This is a genomic window from Nostoc sp. NOS(2021) (genome assembly GCF_017115025.1).
Taxonomy (GTDB): Bacteria; Cyanobacteriota; Cyanobacteriia; order Cyanobacteriales; family Nostocaceae; genus Nostoc.
This window is the reverse complement of sequence record NZ_JABXKM010000179.1, coordinates 40,203-65,292: the sequence shown is the minus strand read 5'-3', so window position 1 is coordinate 65,292 and position 25,090 is coordinate 40,203. Positions and strand designations below refer to the sequence as shown.

Genomic DNA, 25,090 nt, shown 5'->3' with positions numbered 1-25,090 from the left:
GAAATTGCAATCACAACTCCCACGAAATCGTGCCCTGCACCGTGAACGGCTCGCCAGGATAAACACGCAAAAGGCTAGTAGCAGACTCAAAATAATCCACATTAAACAGATTTCTGAAATTAACCTGTGCGCGGAGCTGTCCTTGTTTATAGAAAATAGCAGCATCAGTACGTAAATAGCTCGGCAACTGAAAGTTATTCTCTAAATCTCCCTGCCGTTCGCCTACATAGAATAATCCCAAACCAAAGCCGAGTCCTTTGAGACTACCAGATTGAATTTCATACTTCGTCCACAAATTGAAACTATTTTTTGGGACATTGTTGAGGAGATTACCTGGTGTGTAAGTATTATCTTTGGTGATTGTGGCATCCGTGTAAGCATAACCTGCAATCACATTCAGACCTTTTAAGATTTCACCCCCAATGTTGAATTCGATACCACGGCTGCGCTGCTCACCTGTTTGAATCGAAAAATCTGGATGATTTGGGTCTTCAGTCAAGACATTGGAGCGAGTCAGATTATAGAAAGCAAGTGTTGTAGAAATTCTCTCATTCAAATCTGCCTTAACCCCGACTTCATACTGCGTAGCACGTTCTGGTTCAAAGGTGCTGCCATCAAAGCTAGTTCCAATCGATGGGGTAAACGAGCGACTGTAGCTGGCATAGAGTGAAATTGGCTGGATTGGTTGGTACACAATACCGAAACGAGGGCTAAAGGCATCTCCTGACTGGCTGCTTTCGGTGTTTGCTACCAAATCTCCATCGGTCTCTTTAAAGGCATCAAAGCGTACACCCAACAGCAACTTCAGATTCTCACTCAGCGCGATCTGATCTTGGATATAAATACCCAATGCATCTATTAGAGAGGAACCATTCTGATGACTCAAACTTGGGCCAAGGGATTGGTCATACACTGGGTTAAACAGGTCAATGGGTGCTGCATTACTATTATTAAATAAATATTCATAATCAAATCTACTCAGGTCAAATCCAAACAACAACTGATGCTTGATGGAGCCAGTTGAGAATTTGCCAATGATATCTGTTGCCAGATTGTAAGCCTGGTCATTAAACTGTCCTTGATTAAATATTCGATTTAGTCTTCGGTTATCAGGGTCGAGACTAGTAGGGAGGAACGCGCTGGTTTCAAAATGATAAAATATTGCCCGAAAAGCGTTTTTTAATGACCAGTTGTCACTGAATTTGTGTTCTAAGCTATATCCAATTCTACCAATGTCTTCATGAACATAATTGTCACTCCTGTCAGGTCCACTAAGATTCAGGTTGCGTGGTATTTCCCCATTTGGGTTAGGTAGTACAGTGCCGACGGCTGGTAGCCATAATCGATTGGTGTCTGCACTGATATACTCTCCTTCCAGAGTTAGCTTTGTTCGCTCACCAATTGCAAAACTCAAAACTGGCGCAATGAGTAGATTTTTACCATGAGCAAAATCGATAAAACTGCCTGCATCTTTATAAGACACATTCAGTCGATACAGCCCTGTTTTGTCATCGTTTAAAGGCCCAGACAGATCCACAGCGCCCCGATAATAGCTGTCACTTCCAACCGTTGCTTCAACCGCATAGTAAGGAGTGGCGAGGGGCTGCTTGGTAATCAAGTTGACTGTGCCACCAGGACTACCATTACCAAAGAGAGCTGAAGCCGGACCCTTGAGGACTTCCACTCGCTCTATATTGGAGAGTTCCAGTGAGCGTGTACCCACAGGATCTGCCAGACCATTCCTGAGGATAGTCCCACTATCAAAGCCCCGAATGGTAAATGAACTTTCTTCGCTATTGGCATCTGATCCAAATGTTGTAATCACACCGGGAACATTTCTCAAAGCATCGTTCAAGCGGGTGACTTGTTGGTCGCGGAGTACCTGTTGGGGTACAACTTGAATTGATTGCGGGATGTCGCGCAAGGGTGTATCGGTTTTGGTGGCAGTGGTCGCATCTGGTACACTGTATCCATCTTGTTCTCCTGTCACCACCAACTCAATTGGCTGATTATCCGGCCCTGATGGTTGCTTCGGCTGAGTTTGGTTTGTTGGCTGCTCTACTTGAGGTGTTGGTTGTGTTTTGGGTGGCTGCTGTGCAATAGATGCAGCAGTTGTCAACCCGAAAATCAAACCTTCATCACTGTCAAATAACTCGACTGTTGGTGAGCTTGCCTCACCGATCACCGTCACTCGGATTGTGTTAGCATCAGAATTTGTTACTGTTATTTCACTAACTCCCGCAAGTGGTTTTTCGGAACGGAATGTAAACCCGTCACCATTGGGTAAACGCAGCTGGGCATTGGGAATATCAGCAATAAAACTATTACCAGCACTGCGATTCTTAATTTGTAATTGTTCCCCTTTGGTAGTTTGTAGAATCACCTCCACACCTTTGGCGGTAGGATTTGCCTTCACTGCCGTTACTTGCACAACTTCACTTGAAGGTGTTGACGATTGAGAAAACAACTCCCTAACATTGGTGGCTGGGCGTTCAATCTCGCTCAGTCGCTTAATTGTTGTAATTACTGTTGGCTCATTTTGCTGCTCTTGTGCCCGTACAGATTGTGCCATCAACAATGGCACAAAACTCATCACCAACCATAGCCAAATATTAGACGACAACTCTTGAATCCTCACAATAATTCCCCACACTCCAGTAACCAAAACCCTCTTTGTTGAGAAGATTTCTGAATAAGCTTAAAATTGAGATTAGAGGAATTGGATGAGTTATGTCAACCCCAATACAGAACTAATCATCGCCAAACACACTTTTCTGGCAACAAACACTGACTGGGAAAAGATACCAAACTTACGTTTAAAAGCAACACTAAAGTGTATGGGATTGGAGTAACTAGTCATAATTGCCACTTCTAGCACTGTGCGATTTCCTTCTCTGAGCCAGCGTTTTGCTCGCTCCATAGCAAGTTGCAAAGGGTGAAGGCATTCACAGCCTGGTTCCAGTACATCATCGTAGTATTCGTAGTTACCAATCCCCAGATGCACTTGGGGATGCACTTCTATGCTTCGCGTATATCCTTTGCCCAGTTGTTTAGGTACTTGACAATAGGATTCAAATGGCTTTGACAAGTTTTGCTGGCTATTTTGTCTAGCTTCTGCCCAAAGCTCTCTTTCCTGTTCCAGCGTTAGGGTAATGGTCATAGCTGGCGATTGGTAGATGGTTATAGCTTGATAATATTAATTTTCAATAATCTTACCACGATTTATTCCTAACTATTGACCTAAGCAGAACTCAATATATTCGCTCGCCTCAAGCTTTTAAGCGCGTAGCGTCCAAAATCACTACTGAACTATTGTTTATATAATAAACTACATAATTAACCAAATTTTAAGTATAAATTCTGGCTTTTATCAAAAAAATATTTTACCATTCAGTCTTTTAAAATTCTGTCTAAAACGACTATTTTCTCCCTTTTATCCGAATATGATCTGATGTATATTTTGAACCTCGCAAGCGATGTCTACGACGGGCTACGCCTACGCTTAAATTCATACTTTTATTCTGCAACTCCCAAACTTGCATATACTAAAAGTAGTAAATTAGTCAAGTCTAATTGCAAATATAATTTAATAGTTATTGATAATAATTTTTTATAGCTTAGGGGTTGCTAAATGCAATAAATTCCTTCTATATTAGAAAAAATTGAGTGAGAAGGTGTTTTAAAAGTATTGTATGAAACACCAAAAGCCTCAGAATTATCCCCTCTAACCCCAAGGGAATCAGGGTTTCAAAGCCTATCTCATGCAACGAGAGAGAAATGTAAGTGAGGTTTTAGTATATATTTTGACTTTTCAAGCATCCTCTGAAAATTATTTGCAATATAATCTGAAAAAATCTCTGCGACTGACCAAGCAATAGCGCGATCCGATTATCCAAAAAATTCTTCCAACTGAATATTAAAAACCTTACCGTAAGCCACCAGTAGCTAAATGTCTAATTTGGTTAGCCCTATTTAAACGTTGTTTGCGTGTATCTAAATTGGCTGAGGCATAAAATGACTTTGATTGTCAATAACTTTCAAGAAATATCCTATCAATATGAGACGATAGTTGATATCCTGCGTTATCGCAGCTTAAAAACACCACACGCACAAGCATTTACCTTTCTTGAAGACGGAGAGACTCAGGAATCAACACTGACTTACCATGAGTTGGATCAGCGCAGTCGGGCTATAGCAGCTCAACTCCAAGCTCTTGGTTTAAGTGGGGAACGTGCCATTTTGTTTTATTCTCCAGGATTGGAGTACGTGACAGCATTTTTCGGTTGTTTATATGCCAAAGTAGTAGCTATCCCGGCTTATTTACCACATAATCAACGTAAAACATCCAGGATTCAGGCAATTATTACAGATGCACAAGCAGCAATTTGCTTGACGACAACAACCATCTTTTCAAAGATAGAGTCTTTACTTGTAAAAAAAACAGACCAGGGAAGTCTACGTTGGTTGACAACTGACAACTTGGCACAAGGAATAGAGGATTCTTGGCAACAACCTGTAATTGATGGACAAACGTTAGCTTTTTTGCAATATACATCTGGTTCTACAGGCACGCCTAAAGGTGTCATGCTCAGTCATGGCAACTTGTTGCATAATGCTGCGATGACTTACCAAATGATGGGACATTCGCCCAAGAGTCAGTTTATCTCTTGGCTTCCCGTCTACCATGATATGGGACTGATTGGTGGAATACTGCAACCCTTGTATGGTGGCTTTCCGTGTGTCTTAATGTCTCCAGCATCTTTTTTGCAACGTCCATATCGATGGCTACAGGCGATTTCTCGCTATCGGGGTACCACTAGTGGAGGTCCAAACTTTGCCTATGAACAGTGTATTCAAAGAATAACTCCTCAACAAAGGTCAACTCTTGACTTAAGTAGTTGGAGTGTGGCGTTTAACGGTGCTGAACCGATCAGACAGAAAACTCTAGAACGATTTGCAGCCACTTTTGCTGACTGTGGTTTTCGTCTTGAAGCTTTCTATCCTTGTTACGGCATGGCAGAAGCTACTTTGATGGTTTCCGGTGGAATCAAGAATGCTAAACCTGCTGCTAGAATAGTTGCAAAGGCTGCATTAGAGAAAAATTTAGTTGTTGAAGTAGCTAGGAGTAGTGATGATACTCAAACCTTCGTTGGTTGCGGTCAAACTTTACCACAACAAAAAATAGCGATCGCACATCCAGACACTCTTACCACCTGCCAACCTGACGAAGTTGGAGAAATCTGGGTATCAGGACTCAGTATTGGCCAGGGATATTGGAATCGTCCTGTTGAGACAGAGGAAACATTCTATGCTTACCTAAAAGACACAGGACACGGACCATTTCTACGCACCGGTGACCTGGGCTTTCTGCACAATGGAGAACTTTTCATCACAGGTCGAGCCAAAGATTTAATCATTATTCGAGGTCGCAATCTCTACCCACAAGACATCGAGTTAACTGTAGAACGTAGTCATTCATCATTACGTTCAGATAGTGGTGCTGCTTTCTCGCTTGAAATAGACAATGAAGAACGACTAGTCGTAGTTCAAGAGTTAGAGTTTCGGGCAAAACCAAATCTTGAGGAAGTCATTGCAGCGATTCGTCAGGCAGTAACAGAAGAACACGAAATACAAGCCTATGTAGTAGTACTAGTCAAACCAGGTACTATTCCCAAAACATCAAGTGGAAAGATTCGCCGTCGCGCTACAAAAGAATACTTTTTAACAGGTAAGCTAGATGTAGTAAGCAGTAGTATTCAGAAAAATATTGATATTGATGATAAAGAAAATAGGTTACAGCGTCAAGATATTTTAGCACTAACTCCAAGGGAATCTCAGCCGTTGTTGCAGTCATATCTTCAAGAAAAGATTGCACGTGTGCTTGCAATTCCAGCGACCCAAATTAGCTTTCAACAGCCATTAAGCTCTTTGGGACTCGATTCTATAAAAGTTTTTGAGCTAAAAAACCGAATTGAGGTTGATCTGGAAGTTGCTGTATCCATAGCTGATTTTTTTGAAGGCTTGAGCTTGCAAGCACTGGCAACTAAGATACTGGCTGAATTGACATCAGCGGCTTCTCAATTGTCAGTGTCACTCAATCCAATTCAAAAAATTACAAAGGAAGTTCAGCCTCTATCTTTTGCACAGCAGCGACTGTGGTTCATTAATCAGTTGGAACCAGGCAATCTGGCATACAACATTTCTCTGGCAATTAACCTCAAGGGCCAGCTAAAAGTCACGCTGCTAGAGCACAGCCTCAATGAAATTGTACGACGACATGAAACATTACGAACCACTTTTACCACAGTCAATGGTCAACCCGTTCAAGTCATAGCCCCCTCTTTGAAATTATCCATATCAGTGGTTGATTGTCAAAAAATTCCTGGAGCAAAACGCGAAACAGAGGTTCGGCGATTAGCAACTCAGCAGAGTCAACAATCTTTTGACTTGGCACAAGGACCACTTTTACGTGCTAGAGTTCTGTGTTTATCGCCACAAGAACATATACTTTTGCTTGTGATGCATCATATTATCTCGGATGCTTGGTCTGTCGAGATATTAATGCAGGAGATGGCATCAACATATAAAGCATTTTTAACTGAAAGTTTCTTGCCTCTACCCGATTTATCTATTCAATACAAAGACTTTGCGTACTGGCAGCGGCAAAGGCTTCAAGGAGAAGTCCTCCAAGCCCAACTTTCTTACTGGAAACAACAACTTGAAGATGCTCCGACTATTTTACAATTACCCACTGACCGACCACGACCAGCTATTCAAACCTCGCGAGGTTCCCATCAATCTATCGAGCTATCCAAAACCTTAAGTGAGCAACTGAAAGCGATCGCTCGGCAAGAGGGCGTCACTCAGTATATGTTGCTGCTAGCAGCATTCCAGACTTTTCTCTACCGCTACACAGGACAGGATGATATTCTTGTAGGCTCACCAGTTGCCAACCGTAACCACAACGAAATAAAAGGGTTAATTGGCTTTTTTGTCAATACCTTAGTATTACGCACTAGCCTTTCCGGCAACCCAAGTTTTCAACAGTTACTAAATCGTGTCCGAAAGGTAGCCTTAGAAGCCTACACACACCAAGATATACCTTTTGATCAGCTAGTAAGGGCATTGCAGCCAGAACGAAACGTCAGCTATACACCTGTGTTTCAAGTGATGTTCGATTTCCGAAATGCTCCACCATTGCCAGAAATGCCCAATCTAACTGTGAGCCAGTTCCAAGTAGAAAATGAAACGGCGCAGTTTGATTTGAGCCTGTCTGTAGAGATTACAGAGTCAGGAATGATGATGTCATTTGAGTACAATACAGACCTGTTTAATGGCACTACAATTGCTCAGATGCTAGAGCATTTTCAAAACTTGCTCTTTGGTATAGTTGCTAATCCTCAAGCTAGACTTTCGGACTTGCCACTCCTGACAGAAGCACAACAGCATCAATTGCTTGTGGAGTTTAACACTACAAGGGGGGATTTTGAAACCTTCACGACAGTGGGGTTGGGGGAAAACCCTGCAACACAGTGGCTCCCAAATCCCAAATCTCAAAGAGAGCAGTGCATTCATCAATTGTTTGAGGCACAGGTAGAGCGGACACCGGATGCGATCGCAGTAATTTTTCCAAATCAGCAGTATCTAACCTATCAAGAACTGAACCAACGTGCGAATCAACTAGCGCATCACTTGCAAAAACTAGGTGTAGGGCCAGAGGTACTTGTCGGTATCTGTGTGGAGCGATCGCTCTCAATGGTGGTAGGACTCTTAGCCATCCTGAAAGCGGGTGGAGCTTATGTTCCTCTAGATCCCACTTATCCTCAACAACGTCTGGCTTCAATGTTAATGGATGCCAAAGTACCAGTTATACTGACCTCTTCAGCACAGCTGGATATACTCCCCAAACATGAGTCACAAGTTGTGTGCCTGGATGCAGACTGGATGCTCATTGCCCAAGAAAGCCAGGAAAACCCGATTCATCAGACCAAAACTGAAAACCTGGCTTATCTGATTTATACTTCTGGCTCGACTGGAACCCCCAAAGGTGTGATGATCCAACATCAATCTTTGGTCAACTACACCGAAATTGCCTGTTTAGAGTTTGGACTGAAAGCGAGCGAGCGCGTCCTCCAATTTGCTTCTATCAGCTTTGATACCGCTGCCGAAGAAATTTTTCCATGTCTTGTTTGTGGTGCTGCTCTTGTGCTGCGTACAGATGACATGTTAAGTTCAACGTCTGAGTTCTTGCTGCAATGCCACAATTGGGGGATTACTGTCCTCGATTTGCCTACTGCCTTTTGGCATCAATTAGTTACTGAATTAGCAACAGCAAATTTGACACTTCCAGATTCCCTGCGGCTAGTAATAATTGGGGGCGAAACAGCCAAAACAAAGCACCTCGAAACTTGGCTACAGCACGTTGATCGGCAAGTACACCTTATCAACAGCTATGGTCCTACAGAAACAACAATTGTGGCGACGCTGTGTGAGTTATCAGCATCAACGGCTTGCGAAGTGCCAATTGGAAGAGCCATTGCCAACATCCAAACTTATGTACTTGACCCCTATCTACAACTCGTACCCATAGGAACTCCTGGAGAACTTTACATTGGAGGTGTTGGTGTCGCTCGGGGCTATCTCAACCGACCAGACTTAACAGCAGGAAAATTTATTCCTAACCCCTATAGTTCAAAACCTGGGGAGCGTCTTTATCAGACAGGCGACTTAGTTCGCTACCTAAGCGATGGCAACCTCGAATTTTTAGGACGCATAGATCATCAAGTTAAAATTCGAGGTTTTCGTATTGAATTAGGAGAAATAGAAGCCTTACTTAATCAACACCCAATAGTTCGACAAGCGGTAGTCATTGCTCATGATGATGGCTCAGACCATAAGCGCCTAGTTGCTTATATCGTTGGGCAAGGTCACCTTGAGACAGCAAAAGCACACGATCTCGTACCTCAACTTCGGGACTTTCTTAGAGAAAAGCTACCCAAATACATGGTGCCAACGGTTTTTATGTTCTTGGATACGCTCCCTTTAACCCTGAATGGCAAGGTCAATCATCGTGTCTTACCACCGCCAGAAGCTGACTTTACTGACAACGACTTATATGTAGCACCTCAAACAGAGCTAGAGCAGATCATTGCTAGTACTTGGCAAACAGTACTGGGTCTTAAGAAAGTTAGTATTAACGATAACTTTTTCGATTTAGGCGGTCATTCTTTACTGATATCTCAGGTAAACGCGCAACTGCGAGAACAACTGCAACGCGATATCTCAGTAGTAGAAATGTTTCAATATCCTAGTATCAGTTTGTTGGCAAAACATCTTAGTCAAGAACAGCAAGAACAACATTCCTTTAAAAAGATTCATAACCGCTCTGAAAAACAAAAATTGGCTCTAAACCGACAAAAGCAAACTCATAAGTCACGTAAATAAGTAAAAAAAACTCTCAGCAAAACTATGCAAACAGCAAACAAAATAAATCGGTATTGACAAAATTATGAGTATTTCAGAAATGCCAAACTCTATAGAAGGAATAGCTATTATCGGCATAGCAGGGGGTTTTCCTGGGGCCAAAAGTATCGATAAATTTTGGCAAAATATTCGAGATGGTGTAGAATCTATTGCTGTTTTTTCAGATGAAGAATTACTGTCGGAAGGTATAAAACCGACAGTAATCAATGACCCGAATTATGTAAAATCTAGAGCGGTAATACAAGATATAGATTTATTTGATGCTTCATTCTTTGCCTTGAATCCCAAAGAAGCAGAAATTACAGACCCGCAGCATCGTTTATTTTTAGAATATGCATGGGAAGCATTAGAAAATGCTGGCTATGACTCCCAACGTTGCGAAACTCGGATTGGAGTTTACGCCGGTTCTAGTTCAAATAATTATTTATCATTGGATTCAAATAGCGATGCCTGCGGCGGGCTGCGCCAACAAGTTGGATTAGCTAGCATTTTCCAAAAGGGAATTGGTAACGATAAAGATTTTCTGGCGACTCGCGTTTCCTATAAATTAAATCTGACAGGCCCAAGTCTAACGGTACAAACCGCTTGTTCTACTTCCTTAGTAGCTATTTCTTTAGCTTGTCAAAGTCTATTAAATTACCAATGCGATATGGCTTTAGCAGGTGGAGTATCTATTCATATTCCCCAAAAAACAGGGTATTTGTATGAAGAAGGGGGTATTTTATCACCTGATGGGCACTGTCGTGCCTTTGATGCCAAAGCCAAGGGAACAATTATTGGTAATGGACTGGGGATTGTAGTTTTGAAGCGGTTATCTGAGGCGATCGCTGATGGTGATAATATCTATGCTGTGATTAAAAGTAGTGCGATCAATAATGATGGTTCTGGTAAAGTTGGTTACACAGCACCCAGTGTTAACGGACAAGCAGATGTGATAGCAGAAGCACTTGCTTTAGCTGGGCTGGAACCTGAAACAATTAGCTATGTCGAAGCTCACGGTACAGGAACTGTCTTAGGCGATCCCATTGAAATTTCTGCTTTAACAAACGTGTTTCGTGAAAGTACCGATAAAAAAGGCTTCTGTGCAATCGGTTCAGTTAAAACAAACATTGGTCATCTAGATGCAGCAGCTGGGATTGCAGGACTGATTAAAACGGTTTTAGCCCTTAAACACAAGCAAATACCACCCAGCTTGAATTTTGAGCAACCTAATCCCCAAATTGATTTTGCCAATAGTCCTTTTTACGTTAATACAACGCTGACGGAATGGAAAGCCGGACTTACCCCTCGTCGGGCTGGAGTCAGTTCCTTAGGTATTGGTGGGACTAATGCTCATGTAATTCTGGAAGAAGCGCCAGCCTTAGCAGTTTCTAGTCCCTCTCGCCCTTGGCAGTTATTGGTACTTTCTGCCAAAACAGACTCCGCTTTGGAAACTGCAACAGAAAATCTGGTTCAATACCTCAAGCAACAGAGTGATATTACTCTGGCAGATGTGGCGCATACGTTGCAAGTCGGACGCAGGGAATTCAATCATCGTTGTGTATTGGTGTGTGAAGATATCGAAGATGCAACCAGCGCCTTGCAGGTGCGAGATCCTCAAAGAGTTTTCACTAACTTACTTGAAGTAGAAAATCGCCCCATCGCGTTTATGTTTCCAGGACAGGGCGCTCAGTATGTGGACATGGGCAAAGAACTTTACCAGACTGAGCCAATTTTTCGAGAACAAGTGGATTTGTGCTGTCAATTGCTCCAATCTCATATAGGATTGGATCTGCGATCGCTCATCTATCCGGGCGAGTCTGAGTCAGAAGCCGCAGCACAAAAACTGCAACAAACTGATATCACTCAGCCAGCACTATTTGTGATTGAATATGCTCTGGCTAAGTTGTGGATGTCATGGGGAATTACTCCAGGTGCAATGATTGGTCATAGCATCGGGGAATATGTAGCAGCTTGCCTTGCTGGTGTCATGTCACTTGAAGATGCTTTGGCGCTAGTGGCGGTGCGTGGACGGCTGATGCAACAACTACCATCTGGTGCTATGCTCTCCGTACCACTGCCAGAGGAAGAAGTTAAAGCTTTACTTGATGAAAAATTATCGCTTGCTGCCAGTAATGCTCCTGCCTTGTGTGTGGTTTCGGGAACCCATGATGCCATAGACACATTTCAGAACAAGCTCCAAGATATAGAGTGTCGTCGTTTACATACTTCCCACGCTTTTCATTCTGAGATGATGGAACCCATCTTGGAAGCATTCCAGAAAGAAATCAGTAGAGTCAAACTACATCCCCCAAAAATTCCCTTTATCTCCAACGTCACGGGAACCTGGATAACAGCAGAGCAAACTACAGATCCCAATTACTGGGCAACACATCTACGCTCCTGTGTCCGTTTTTCAGAAGGAATCTCTGCGTTGCTGCAAGAGCCAAATCGCATCCTGTTAGAAGTGGGACCAGGACGTACCTTGTGTGCATTTGCTCAAAAGCATTCAAATGCCGTAGGACTGTGTTCATTACGACATCCTAAGGAAAAACACTCAGACATAGCGTTCTTACTGAACACATTGGGTAAACTGTGGCTATCTGGAGTACAGATAGATTGGTCAAGATTTTATGCCGACGAGCACCGTCATCGTCTCCCTCTACCAACATATCCCTTCGAGCGCCAGCGTTATTGGATTGAAGCCCAAAAAGAGACAGCAACTATCAAGACAAGTGTCGAGGCGTTGTCTATCACCTCTTTACCAAGTAAAAAACAAGATATTGCCAACTGGTTCTACGTTCCATCATGGAAACGCTCTGTGCTACCCGAAAAACACAAGAGTGAAAAATCGGTTTTGTCTTGCACTCTTGTGTTTATTGATGAGTGCGGCTTAGGTGAAGAATTCATAAAACGACTCGAACTGGAAGGTCGGGATGCGATCGCCGTTAGCGTAGGATCAGAGTTTACAAAACTAAGCGACTCTAAGTATACCCTAAATCCTCAACAAAGGGATGACTACGACGCTTTGCTCAAGGAACTTCTAGAACAAGACAAGTTCCCAAACACGATTGTGCATTTATGGAATGTCACGCCTATTGATAACACAGAATTAAACCTAGCAGCAGTTGACAAAGCTGAAGATTTAGGATTTTACAGTCTGCTATTTCTCGCTCAGTCCCTTGGAAAACAAAACCTTACCAAGCAACTGCACATAGCAGTCATCTCCAACAAGATGCAGGAAGTAACGGGTGAAGAAGTGCTGTGTCCAGAAAAAGCAACTGTTATTGGGCCTGTTAAAGTCATTCCACAAGAATACCCTGACATCAGTTGTCGTAGCATTGATGTTGTAATTCCCTCAGAAGTAAGAAGTTGGCAAACTGAGAAACTCATAAACCAACTGTTGAACGAGTTAGAAGCTTCATCCTCTGATTCAGCGATCGCCTACCGAGGAAATCATCGCTGGGTACAACATTTTGAACCTGTCTACTTGAATCAAGCTACCGAAAAAACACCAAGATTAAGGAAAGAAGGAGTCTATTTAATCACAGGTGGATTTGGAGGAATTGGACTTACCCTGGCAGAGCATTTGGCAAAGACAGTACAAGCAAAACTTCTGCTTGTAGGACGTTCAGAATTTCCAGATCCAGACAAGTGGAGTGAGTGGCTAACTGATCACGACGAGCAAGACAGCACTAGCCGTAAAATTCTCAAAGTGCAGGAACTCGAACAACTGGGTGCAAAAGTTTTGGTAGTGAGTGCTGATGTCACAAATCTCGAACAAATGCATTGGGCGATTCAAAAAGCGCAGTCACACTTTGGCAACTTCAATGGTGTGATCCATGCTGCTGGAGTTCCCGGAGGTGGCGTGATTCAGCGAAAAACGCCGCAAATGACAGCAAGTATTCTAGCACCTAAAGTCAAAGGAACACTGGTTCTCAATAGTATTTTCCAGGGTGTTCAGCTAGATTTCTTTGTCCTGTGTTCTTCAATGACTGCCATCCAAGCGGAATTTGGACAGGTTGATTATGCTAGTGCCAATGCTTTTCTTGACGCTTTTGCTCACTATAAGACCAATCGAGATGGTATATTTACACTAGCGATCAACTGGTCTGCTTGGCAAGAAGTGGGTATGGCCGCAGAAGCAATTAAGCAATCTACCCAAACCCAAGATATTCCCAAACCTCAATTTCAAGCAGTGAACCATCCCTTATTTGAGCAATGCATAGTTGTTGCGGAAAACGGAGTTAGCTCTCAACAAACAGCGATCGCAACTTTTTCTGACTCATGGCATTCTGTTCCAGGTGGACTTAATCAAAAACCCACTACCTCTGTTAATGCGTATCAAAGACAACTACTTCAAGAAGGGTTATCACCAAAAGAAGGAGTAGAGGTATTTAGTAGGATTATCGGGAATACTCTTTCTCAGGTTTTGGTATCAACCTATGATTTTCGGATTCAGGTTAAGCCAGATTTCCTAGATAACTCACCTAATTTCCAAGACGCTACAAAAAAAGACAACTTCTCTAAACCAACACATCCAAGACCAGAACTGAGCAGTATCTATGTTGCTCCCACTAATGATATAGAGCGTAAGCTTGCTAATCTTTTTCAAGAGTTACTGGGTATTGAGCAGGTAGGCATCCATGACAGCTTCTTTGCTTTAGGGGGAGACTCCCTAATAGGAACTGTACTGATTTCTCAGCTACGCAAAAATTTTCAGATAGAAGTACCTGTTGATTCTCTGTTTGAGGCACCCACTGTAGGCGAGTTGGCTTTGGTTATTGAAGAAATTTTCATAGAAGAGTTAGAACGATTATCTCAGAACGTTCCTGAGTATGTGAATGTCAAAATTATGGATTAGGATACATTGCTAGTTTTCATTGTTTGATAGGGGGGATTATGGACAACAAAAAAGATGGAATTTTGAAACGACGGTCGAAGCTTTCACCCACTCAGCGAGAACTCCTCGAAAAGCGGCTGCGTGGTCAATTTGATTCTCAATTAGAAGTTATTGCCAGACGTTCTCAAATTAGTCCTACTCCTTTATCGTTTGCCCAACAACGCCTGTGGTTTCTCCATCAATTAGATCCCACTAGTACTGCTTACAATGTGTCTGGATTTCTACGCTTTACAGGTTCACTCAATGTAACAGCATTGGAGCACAGCCTGAATAAGATTGTGCAACGTCACGAATCCCTACGTACTACCTTCAAAATGATAGAGGGACAACCAGTTCAAGTGATTGCTCCATTTTTGAGTATTGTTTTGCCGACAGTAGACCTCCAGAAACTACCAAAGAATCAGCTTGAGCAAGAAATCCAACGATTAACCACTAAGGAAGCCCAAGTAGTTTTTAATTTGGCACAAGAACCTTTATTGCGACCTATCCTGCTGTATCTGAGCAAAACAGAATATTTAATGCAATTAACAACACATCACATTGCCATAGATGGCTGGTCAATTGGTGTGTTTGTTCGCGAATTGACAGCGCTGTACAAAGCCTTTTGTGCTGGATTACCTTCACCACTACCTGAACTCCCTATCCAGTATGCAGACTTTGCTCTCTGGCAAAGGCAATGGCTACAGGGAGAGAAACTAGAATCTCAAATTACTTATTGGAAGAAACATCTTGACAACCTTCCTTGTTTACAACTGCCTACTGATCGCCCCCGACAAGCAATTCAAACTTTTCGGGCTGCAAAACAATACCTTATGTTACCAAAAGCTTTATCAGAAGATATTAAAGCCTTGAGTCAACAAGAAGGTGTTACACTTTTTATGACATTGCTAGCTACATTTCAAACTCTATTACACTGGTACACTAGTCAGGACGATATTGTCGTAGGTACTGATATTGCCAACCGCAACCAAGCTGAAATAGAGGGATTAATTGGGTTCTTTGTCAACCAGTTGGTGTTGCGTACTAATTTGTCTGGAAATCCCTCCTTTCGAGAGTTACTTGGACGAGTACGTGAAGTAACTTTAGGAGCCTACACACATCAAGATTTGCCGTTTGAGAAAGTTGTAGATGCTTTGAAAATAGAGCGAAATCTAAATCGTATGCCACTATTCCAGGTTAAGTTTGTTTTTGATAATGTTGCTCTGCCACTTCTGGAGCTTACAAATTTAACAGCTAGTACTTTAAATCATCTGGATACAGAGGAAACAACACTTGATTTATTCTTAAGAATGGTAGATACGGAACAAGGGATAAAGGCTGATTTAGAGTACGATATAGATCTGTTTGACGCTAGTAGTATTATAAAGATATTGAAAAATTTTGAAACACTTTTAAATACTGTTGTCAAACAACCAGAGACACGATTGAATGAACTGGTTGACAACTTAGCAAAAGTGGAAAAACAACAAATGAGCGACATAAAAACCAAGCGAAAAAAAGAGTATTCTAACCTGTTGAAAGATGTTCAGCGTAAAGCTATTATGACCATAAATTAAAAATATGAAAAATATAGAAAATAAGCAATTTAAACTTCAAGGTTTAGGAAATATTACCAGAAAAGCAGTAAAATTGATACAAGGAGAACTAATAAAAATAGATTATCTGAAACATGGCGAAACACTTCCTGTAGTATTAAAGCCTGCCGTAGAAAATCTCGATTTAGTAAATTGGCTCAAGGATAACCAAGAATTTCTACAAACAAAGTTACTAAAACAAGGTGCTATATTATTGCGGGGCTTCAATTTAGACAGAGCAGGAATTTTTGAGCAAGTTTGCCTGACGCTATGCCCAAACTTGTTTAATGAAAATGGTGAACATATTCGTGAAGCTGTCAGTGCTAACGTTTATACTCCAGTTTTTTATCCAGCAGATAAAAAACTGTTGTGGCATAATGAAAATTCTTTCAACTATCGTTGGCCTAGTAAAATCTTTTTTGGCTGTGGTCAACCAGCAGAAGAAGGAGGAGAAACTCCTATTGTTGATAGTCGCAAAGTTTTTGAACTAATCGATCGCAAGATTCGGGAAAGATTTATTGAAAAGAAGGTTATGTATCTTCGCAACTACGACTATAGACTTGGACTAGACTGGTCAACTGTTTTTCAAACTCAAAATAAAGCAAAAGTAGAGGCTAATTGTAGAGAAGCTGGTATCGATTTTGAATGGAAAGATAATGGTAGATTGAGAACCCGTGCTGTACGACCTGCTGTGGTCAAGCATCCTCAAACTGGTGAACTGACTTGGTTTACCCAAGCTCAACATTGGCATACTTCATGCTTAGATATGGAAACGCGTGAGACTCTGTTGTCATCTTTCCAGGAAGAAGATTTACCCCGAAATTGCTACTACGGTGATGGTTCTCGTATTGAAGACTCTGTAATGGAAGAAATTTGTGGAGTATATCAAAAGCTAGAAATCAGCTTTCCTTGGCAAACTGGAGATTTATTAATATTAGATAACCTATTAACTGCTCATGGGCGTAATCCTTTTTTTGGGGAACGAAAGCTTTTTGTTGCGATGGGTGAAATGACAAGTTTTGACGAAATTTGAAACTGAGGTTGGTCAAAAAATGCAAGAACAAATTCAGGGTTTTTCACTATCTCCGCAACAAAAGCGTCTATGGCTGTTACAAAAAGATAGTCAAGCATATCAGGCTCATTGTGCGATTATTTTGGAAGGAAATCTGAAAAAAGAGGTTTTGAAAGAAGCGTTAAATCAAATAGTCAATCGCCATGAAATTCTCCGAACTACCTTTCATTGCATTAATGGGGTAAAAACTCCTATTCAGGTAATTAATGAATATACTTTTATCTCATTAAATGAAGCATATTTGGAAGATAAAGACGCTATAGAGTTTGAGATAGAGAAACTGTTTCAATCAGCGAGTCAGCAGAGTCTTGATTTGGATAAAGGATCACTGTTGTTGGCTACCTTAGTAACTCTGACACCACAAAAGCACTTATTAATCGTCAGTTTGCCTGCTTTATGTGCAGATGCGCCAACTCTAAATAATTTAGTTTGTGAACTCAGCAGATGCTATGCTGCTTGTTTAGAGCATGAGAAACTATCTGAACAACCTCTGCAATATGCAGATATCTCGGAATGGCAAAATGAATTATTGCAGACAGAGGAACTAAAAGCTGAATCAAATTACTGGAGAAAGTTCGATGTCTTCAATATTGGAGAATTGAAGCTTCCTTACTCAAATCAGCTAATTAACAACCCAGAATTTAAGCCCCAATCGCTTAGTTTGGATATTCCGCTAGATTTAGTAACTAAAATAGATGTGACACTAGCACAGCACAAAAACATTACAAGTTATGTCTTTTTTCTTACTTGCTGGCAGATATTGCTGTGCCAACTTACTGGCAAATCAGACATGATCATTGGTATGGCTAGTAATGGTCGTAACTATGAACAATTGCAAGAAACTCTCGGTCTGTTGGTTAAATATTTACCCTTTCAATGTAATCTTCAGAATAACTATAAATTTAGTGATCTGTTGAATATAGTTGCGGAAGCTACGGAAGAGATATTTGAATGCCAGGAAAGCTTTTCTTGGGAACAAAGTGTTAGTACGTTGAATGGCAATAGTCAACAGCAACCGTTCTTCCCATTCTGTTTTGAGTTTACGTCTCTCTCAGCCAGGTATTATGCAGACAGTATCTGTTTTTCAATTTATAAACAGTACGCCTGTGTGGATCAATTCCAGGTCAAACTATCCTGTGTTCGTCGTGATGACGATCGCATAGCTGCTGAATTTCACTATGATGCCAATGTCTACGTTGTTGAAGATATTCAACGGCTGGCAAGTCAATTTGAGACATTGTTAGCCAGTGTTGTAAAGAATATTGAAGGAGCGATCGCTTCTTTCGATATCCTCAGCCCTCTTGAGCGAGAGCAACTTTTAGTTGAATTCAACAACACAAAAACTGCTGCCCCACAACACCAATGCATACATCAGTGGTTTGAGTCACAGTGCGATCGCACCCCTGACAACATTGCTGTAGTTTGTGAAAACCAGCAACTAACCTACTCGGAGCTAAATGCACAGGCAAATCAACTGGCTCATTACTTACAAAAAATGGGCGTTGGTCCAGAAATTATGGTCGGGATTTGCACAGAGCGATCGCTCGATATGGTTGTGGGAGTGCTGGGTATTCTCAAAGCAGGTGGGGCTTATTTGCCATTAGATCCTATATATCCCAAAGAAAGGTTAACCTTCATTTTAGAAGAAAGCTGTACACCTGTACTGTTGACCCAACAAAAGTTGTTATCTATCCTTCCCGAATGTAGTGCTGAGTTATGTTGCCTGGATTATGACTGGGAGAAGATTGCCCTAGAAAGTACACAAAACCCTATCAGCAAGACAATTTCTGACAACCTAGCCTACGTTATTTATACTTCTGGTTCTACTGGTAAGCCCAAAGGAACATTAATTCCCCATCAAGGTTTAGTTAATTATCTAACATGGTGTACGCAAGCTTATGCAGTTGATCTGGGAGAGGGGGCTACCGTCCACTCAACGCTTGCTTTCGACCTCACTATTACTGGGCTGTTTTCCCCTTTGGTAGTAGGACGACGGGTAGAACTTATTCCAGAAGACCAAAGCATGGAGTGTTTAGGTAATGCCCTACGTAACGGCTCAAACTACAGCTTAGTCAAAATTACACCAGCTCAACTACAGCTACTCGAAAAGCATTTATCTTCATCAGAAGCTGCTGGTAAAACTAGAGCCTTAATTATTGGAGGAGAAAATCTGCTGGCCGAAAGTATCACTTTCTGGCAAAACTTTGCACCCAGCACAATCCTAGTGAATGAATATGGACCGACAGAGACAGTCGTGGGTTGTTGCATTTACCAAGTACCTAAAGGTGAGATGCTCTCAGGTTCTGTTCCGATTGGCCATGCGATCGCGAACACTGAGCTTTATGTACTCAACCAATACCATAAGCCTGTACCAATTGGAGTTCCAGGTGAACTCTACATCGGCGGTTTAGGTTTAGCCAGAGGTTATTTCAATCGCTTGGAACTAACAGCAGAAAAGTTTATCCCTAATCCCTTTAGTGAGCAACCAGGGGCACGTTTGTATAAAACGGGGGACTTAGTTTGCTATCGGTTAGACGGGAATCTGGAGTTTCTGGGGCGAATAGATAACCAGGTGAAAGTCAGAGGTTTCCGTATTGAGTTAGGAGAAATTGAGGGATTACTAAAACAACATCCAAGTGTGCGAGAGACAATAGTGATGGCGCGGGAGGATGTGCCTGGCGATCAGCGTTTGGTGGCTTATGTGGTTTCCAAATCGGATGCAACTCCTATTCCTAGTGAACTGCGGAGCTATCTCAAACAGCATTTGCCAGAATATATGCTGCCATCAGCCTTTGTACTAATGGATGCCCTGCCATTAACAACCAATGGCAAAGTAGATCGTCGGGCATTACCTGCTCCAGACCAAACACGCCCCGAACTTCAAGAAACTTTTGTAGCTCCTTGTACAGCAATTGAGGAGATACTAGCTGGAATTTGGGCGCAAATCCTCGGTCTAGAAGAAGTCGGTATCCATAACAACTTCTTTGAATTAGGCGGACACTCGCTTTTAGCGACTCAAGTGATTTCCCAAGTCCGAAAAGTTTTTCAGCAAGAGGTTTCTTTACGCCGCTTATTTGAACAACCAACAATAGCTGGGCTAGCCAAAGACATTGAACAAGCTACTAAAGCAGGCTTAGGACTGGAAACAGCAACAATTGAGCGAATTTCCCGCTCGCAAGAGTTACCCTTATCATTTGCCCAGCAACGGTTATGGTTCCTTGCCCAGTTCGAGCCAAACAGCCCCTTCTACAACATCCCTGCTGCTGTTCGCTTACAAGGGGAATTGAACTTAAAAGGACTACAACAAAGTTTCAAGGAAATTCTCCGCCGCCACGAAGCGTTGCGAACTAATTTCCAGACAAGAGAAGGGCAAGCTGTAGCAGTTATCTCATCAGCGACATCACTACTATTACCAGTATTTGATCTCAGTGAATTACCTTCAAATCAACAAGAAGCCGAAATCAGACAACTGGTAGACTTGGAAGCGCACCAACCCTTTGACCTCAACAGTGACCTGCTGTTGCGTGTAAAACTACTGCGTCTTAATGAACTTGAGCACATATTACTACTAACCATGCACCACATAGCCTCTGACGGTTGGTCGGTAGGCGTGCTGGTGCGTGAGGTGGCAACACTTTATCAAACCTGCTGCGAGCAGCAATCCTCAAGCTTAGCTGAACTACCAATCCAATATGTAGATTTCGCAGCTTGGCAAAGACAATGGCTACAAGCAGAAGTACTACAATCCCAGATATCTTACTGGAAGAAGCAGTTAGAGGGCGCACCAGCAATACTAGAGTTACCCACTGACCACCCGCGTCCTGCTGTTATCACCTTCCAAGGAGCAAGTTATTCATTTAACCTATCTTTGGAGTTATCACAAGCCTTGAATAAATTCAGCCAGCAACAGGGAAGTACTTTATTTATGACCCTACTGGCAGCTTTTCAGACCCTGTTATGGCGCTACACGGGGAATGAAGATATTGTGGTTGGTTCGCCGATTGCCAACCGCAATCGGCAGGAAATAGAAGGGTTAATTGGATTCTTTGTCAATACCTTGGTGCTGCGAACTAACTTGGCAGGTAATCCCACCTTTGGGGAGCTACTAACTCGTGTGCGAGAAGTTGCATTAGGAGCCTATGCACATCAGGATTTACCCTTTGAGCAGTTGGTAGAACAACTGCAACCACAACGAGATTTAAGCTACACACCACTGTTTCAAGTGATGTTTGTCCTCCAGAATGCACCGATGTCGGCGCTAGAGTTACCTGGTTTGACTTTAAGTCTTCTAGAAAGTGAAAGTCGCACTGCCAAGTTTGATTTGACTCTGTATATGACAGAAACAGCAGAGGGATTAGTTGGGACTCTGGAGTACAATAGTGATTTATTTGAGTCAAACAGAATCAGCCGGATGGCTGGACATCTGCAAACATTGCTCTCTGGAATTGTTGCCAATCCACAACAGCAGCTATTGGATTTGCCTTTGTTGACTGAAGTTGAGTTGGCGCTGCTGGCAGAGTGGAATCATACTGAGGTTGAGTATCCCCAGGAAAAATGCATCCATCAGTTGTTTGAAGCTCAGGTAGAGCAGACACCCAATGCCATTGCTGTGGTGTTTGAAGATCAGCAATTGACTTACAGGGAACTAAATACAAGAGCTAATCAACTGGCACATTATCTGCAAAAGCTCGGAGTAAAACCAGAAGTATTGGTGGGAATTTGCACAGAGCGATCGCTTGATATGATAGTCGGATTATTAGGCATCCTCAAAGCTGGTGGTGCATATGTACCCCTCGACCCCAACTATCCCCAAGAGCGGTTAAGCTTTATACTAAAAGACTCCCAAGTACCAGTGCTGCTTACTCAAGCGCGGCTACTGGAGAAACTTCCTGAACATGAAGCACAGATAGTTTGCTTGGATACTAACTCAAATGTCATTACCCAACAAAGCAAATATAACCCCATCAGTATTTCAAGAGCTGATACCCAGGCTTATGTCATCTACACCTCTGGTTCCACTGGTCAACCTAAGGGAGTTTTTGGACTACATCGCGGTGCTGTCAATCGCTTTCACTGGATGTGGCAGATTTATCCTTTTGTTCAGGGAGAAGTTTGTTGCCAGAAAACATCGTTAAACTTTGTGGATTCAGTCTGGGAAATTTTTGGGCCCTTACTTCAAGGAGTCACCACAGTCATTGTGCCCGATGAAGTTGTCAAAGACCCACAGCAATTTGTAGCTACTCTAACTGACAACAATGTGACACGATTAGTACTTGTTCCCTCCTTATTGCGTATACTGTTGAACACATCTAGTGTTTTACAGTTTCAGCTACCCCAACTGAAGTTGTGGATTAGCAGTGGCGAAGCACTCTCAATTGACTTGCTTGGGCAATTTCGGCAGAGTTTACCGGATAGCACCTTGTTAAACCTTTACGGTTCGTCGGAGGTTTCTGGGGATGTGAGTTGCTACAGCCTCAGTCCGCAAGCACCTTTGCCAGAGTGCGTTTTGATTGGTCGTGCGATCGCTAATACGCAGATACATGTATTAGATGCAAGCAGACAATCGGTTCCTATTGGTGTACGAGGCGAACTGTACATTAGTGGAGATGGATTAGCACGAGGTTATTTAAACCAGCCGGAACTGACAGCAGAAAAATTCATCCCCAACCCCTTTAGCGACAAATCAACCGCACGCCTGTATAAAACAGGAGATTTAGCTCGCTATCTACCCAATGGAGACATAGAGTACATTGGTCGTATAGACCACCAGGTTAAAATTCGTGGCTTCCGCATCGAACTCGGAGAAATTGAAGCACTCATTAGCCAACACTCAGCAGTGCGAGAAACTGTAATTGTAGTTCGCTTAGATTCAGCAGATTCGCAACGAATAGTCGCCTATGTCGTCCCTGACTCAAAAGAAAAGCTGACAATTACTGAACTGCGCCGCTTCCTGGAGTCGAAGCTGCCACACTACATGGTGCCAGCAGTTTTTGTGATGCTAGAGGCACTACCGCTTACACCGAATGGTAAAGTAGACCGAAAAGCGCTGCCTACACCCGAATTCACCCAGCTATTCTCCGAATCAGATTTTATCCCTCCTGCCACACCAATTGAGCAGATGTTAGCAGGAATCTGGGCAGAGGTACTTGGTATTGAAAAAATAGGGATTTACAATAATTTCTTTGAATTAGGCGGACACTCGCTTTTAGCGACTCAAGTGATTTCCCAAGTCCGAAAAGTTTTTCAGCAAGAGGTTTCTTTACGCCGCTTATTTGAACAACCAACAATAGCTGGGCTAGCCAAAGACATTGAACAAGCTACTAAAGCAGGCTTAGGACTGGAAACAGCAACAATTGAGCGAATTTCCCGCTCGCAAGAGTTACCCTTATCATTTGCCCAGCAACGGTTATGGTTCCTTGCCCAGTTCGAGCCAAACAGCCCCTTCTACAACATCCCTGCTGCTGTTCGCTTACAAGGGGAATTGAACTTAAAAGGACTACAACAAAGTTTCAAGGAAATTCTCCGCCGCCACGAAGCGTTGCGAACTAATTTCCAGACAAGAGAAGGGCAAGCTGTAGCAGTTATCTCATCAGCGACATCACTACTATTACCAGTATTTGATCTCAGTGAATTACCTTCAAATCAACAAGAAGCCGAAATCAGACAACTGGTAGACTTGGAAGCGCACCAACCCTTTGACCTCAACAGTGACCTGCTGTTGCGTGTAAAACTACTGCGTCTTAATGAACTTGAGCACATATTACTACTAACCATGCACCACATAGCCTCTGACGGTTGGTCGGTAGGCGTGCTGGTGCGTGAGGTGGCAACACTTTATCAAACCTGCTGCGAGCAGCAATCCTCAAGCTTAGCTGAACTACCAATCCAATATGTAGATTTCGCAGCTTGGCAAAGACAATGGCTACAAGCAGAAGTACTACAATCCCAGATATCTTACTGGAAGAAGCAGTTAGAGGGCGCACCAGCAATACTAGAGTTACCCACTGACCACCCGCGTCCTGCTGTTATCACCTTCCAAGGAGCAAGTTATTCATTTAACCTATCTTTGGAGTTATCACAAGCCTTGAATAAATTCAGCCAGCAACAGGGAAGTACTTTATTTATGACCCTACTGGCAGCTTTTCAGACCCTGTTATGGCGCTACACGGGGAATGAAGATATTGTGGTTGGTTCGCCGATTGCCAACCGCAATCGGCAGGAAATAGAAGGGTTAATTGGATTCTTTGTCAATACCTTGGTGCTGCGAACTAACTTGGCAGGTAATCCCACCTTTGGGGAGCTACTAACTCGTGTGCGAGAAGTTGCATTAGGAGCCTATGCACATCAGGATTTACCCTTTGAGCAGTTGGTAGAACAACTGCAACCACAACGAGATTTAAGCTACACACCACTGTTTCAAGTGATGTTTGTCCTCCAGAATGCACCGATGTCGGCGCTAGAGTTACCTGGTTTGACTTTAAGTCTTCTAGAAAGTGAAAGTCGCACTGCCAAGTTTGATTTGACTCTGTATATGACAGAAACAGCAGAGGGATTAGTTGGGACTCTGGAGTACAATAGTGATTTATTTGAGTCAAACAGAATCAGCCGGATGGCTGGACATCTGCAAACATTGCTCTCTGGAATTGTTGCCAATCCACAACAGCAGCTATTGGATTTGCCTTTGTTGACTGAAGTTGAGTTGGCGCTGCTGGCAGAGTGGAATCATACTGAGGTTGAGTATCCCCAGGAAAAATGCATCCATCAGTTGTTTGAAGCTCAGGTAGAGCAGACACCCAATGCCATTGCTGTGGTGTTTGAAGATCAGCAATTGACTTACAGGGAACTAAATACAAGAGCTAATCAACTGGCACATTATCTGCAAAAGCTCGGAGTAAAACCAGAAGTATTGGTGGGAATTTGCACAGAGCGATCGCTTGATATGATAGTCGGATTATTAGGCATCCTCAAAGCTGGTGGTGCATATGTACCCCTCGACCCCAACTATCCCCAAGAGCGGTTAAGCTTTATACTAAAAGACTCCCAAGTACCAGTGCTGCTTACTCAAGCGCGGCTACTGGA

The 25,090-nt window shown here is 42.6% G+C and carries 7 protein-coding genes; 5 read left to right on the top strand and 2 right to left on the bottom strand.

Features of this window, described 5'->3' with window-relative positions; genetic code table 11:
* Positions 1–10: 10 nt before the first annotated feature.
* Both HWQ41_RS20815 and HWQ41_RS20810 read right to left on the bottom strand, forming a co-directional pair.
* On the bottom strand, positions 11–2,638 hold the full coding sequence (locus HWQ41_RS20815; RefSeq protein ID WP_366931690.1) for a TonB-dependent siderophore receptor: 2,628 nt from the start codon (positions 2,636–2,638) through the stop codon (positions 11–13).
* A 90-nt stretch (positions 2,639–2,728) separates the two neighbouring features.
* Positions 2,729–3,160: a hypothetical protein gene (locus HWQ41_RS20810; RefSeq protein WP_292766915.1), complete on the bottom strand. Its 432-nt coding sequence runs from the start codon at positions 3,158–3,160 to the stop codon at positions 2,729–2,731.
* An 854-nt stretch (positions 3,161–4,014) separates the two neighbouring features.
* Here HWQ41_RS20810 and HWQ41_RS20805 point away from each other — a divergent pair.
* The 5 genes from HWQ41_RS20805 to HWQ41_RS20785 form a co-directional block, all read left to right on the top strand.
* The gene (locus HWQ41_RS20805; protein ID WP_292766913.1) at positions 4,015–9,444 is read left to right on the top strand and encodes a non-ribosomal peptide synthetase; all 5,430 of its coding nucleotides are present in this window, start codon (positions 4,015–4,017) and stop codon (positions 9,442–9,444) included.
* Positions 9,445–9,508: 64 nt separating this feature from the next.
* Entirely contained in the window at positions 9,509–14,326 is a 4,818-nt protein-coding gene (locus HWQ41_RS20800) for a type I polyketide synthase (protein WP_292766909.1), read from the top strand.
* Positions 14,327–14,364: 38 nt separating this feature from the next.
* On the top strand, positions 14,365–15,921 hold the full coding sequence (locus HWQ41_RS20795; protein WP_292766906.1) for a condensation domain-containing protein: 1,557 nt from the start codon (positions 14,365–14,367) through the stop codon (positions 15,919–15,921).
* 4 nt (positions 15,922–15,925) lie between these two features.
* Positions 15,926–16,972 (top strand): TauD/TfdA family dioxygenase, encoded by a 1,047-nt coding sequence (locus HWQ41_RS20790; RefSeq protein WP_292766903.1) that lies wholly within the window; start codon positions 15,926–15,928, stop codon positions 16,970–16,972.
* A 19-nt stretch (positions 16,973–16,991) separates the two neighbouring features.
* Positions 16,992–25,090 (top strand): non-ribosomal peptide synthetase (locus HWQ41_RS20785; RefSeq protein WP_292766899.1); only part of this gene is annotated, 8,099 nt, incomplete at its 3' end.

Coding starts and splice junctions, on each gene's coding strand:
- HWQ41_RS20810 (WP_292766915.1), bottom strand. CDS start 3,160: ATGACCATTACCCTAACGCTGGAACAGGAAAGAGAGCTTTGGGCAGAA.
- HWQ41_RS20805 (WP_292766913.1), top strand. CDS start 4,015: ATGACTTTGATTGTCAATAACTTTCAAGAAATATCCTATCAATATGAG.
- HWQ41_RS20800 (WP_292766909.1), top strand. CDS start 9,509: ATGAGTATTTCAGAAATGCCAAACTCTATAGAAGGAATAGCTATTATC.
- HWQ41_RS20795 (WP_292766906.1), top strand. CDS start 14,365: ATGGACAACAAAAAAGATGGAATTTTGAAACGACGGTCGAAGCTTTCA.
- HWQ41_RS20790 (WP_292766903.1), top strand. CDS start 15,926: ATGAAAAATATAGAAAATAAGCAATTTAAACTTCAAGGTTTAGGAAAT.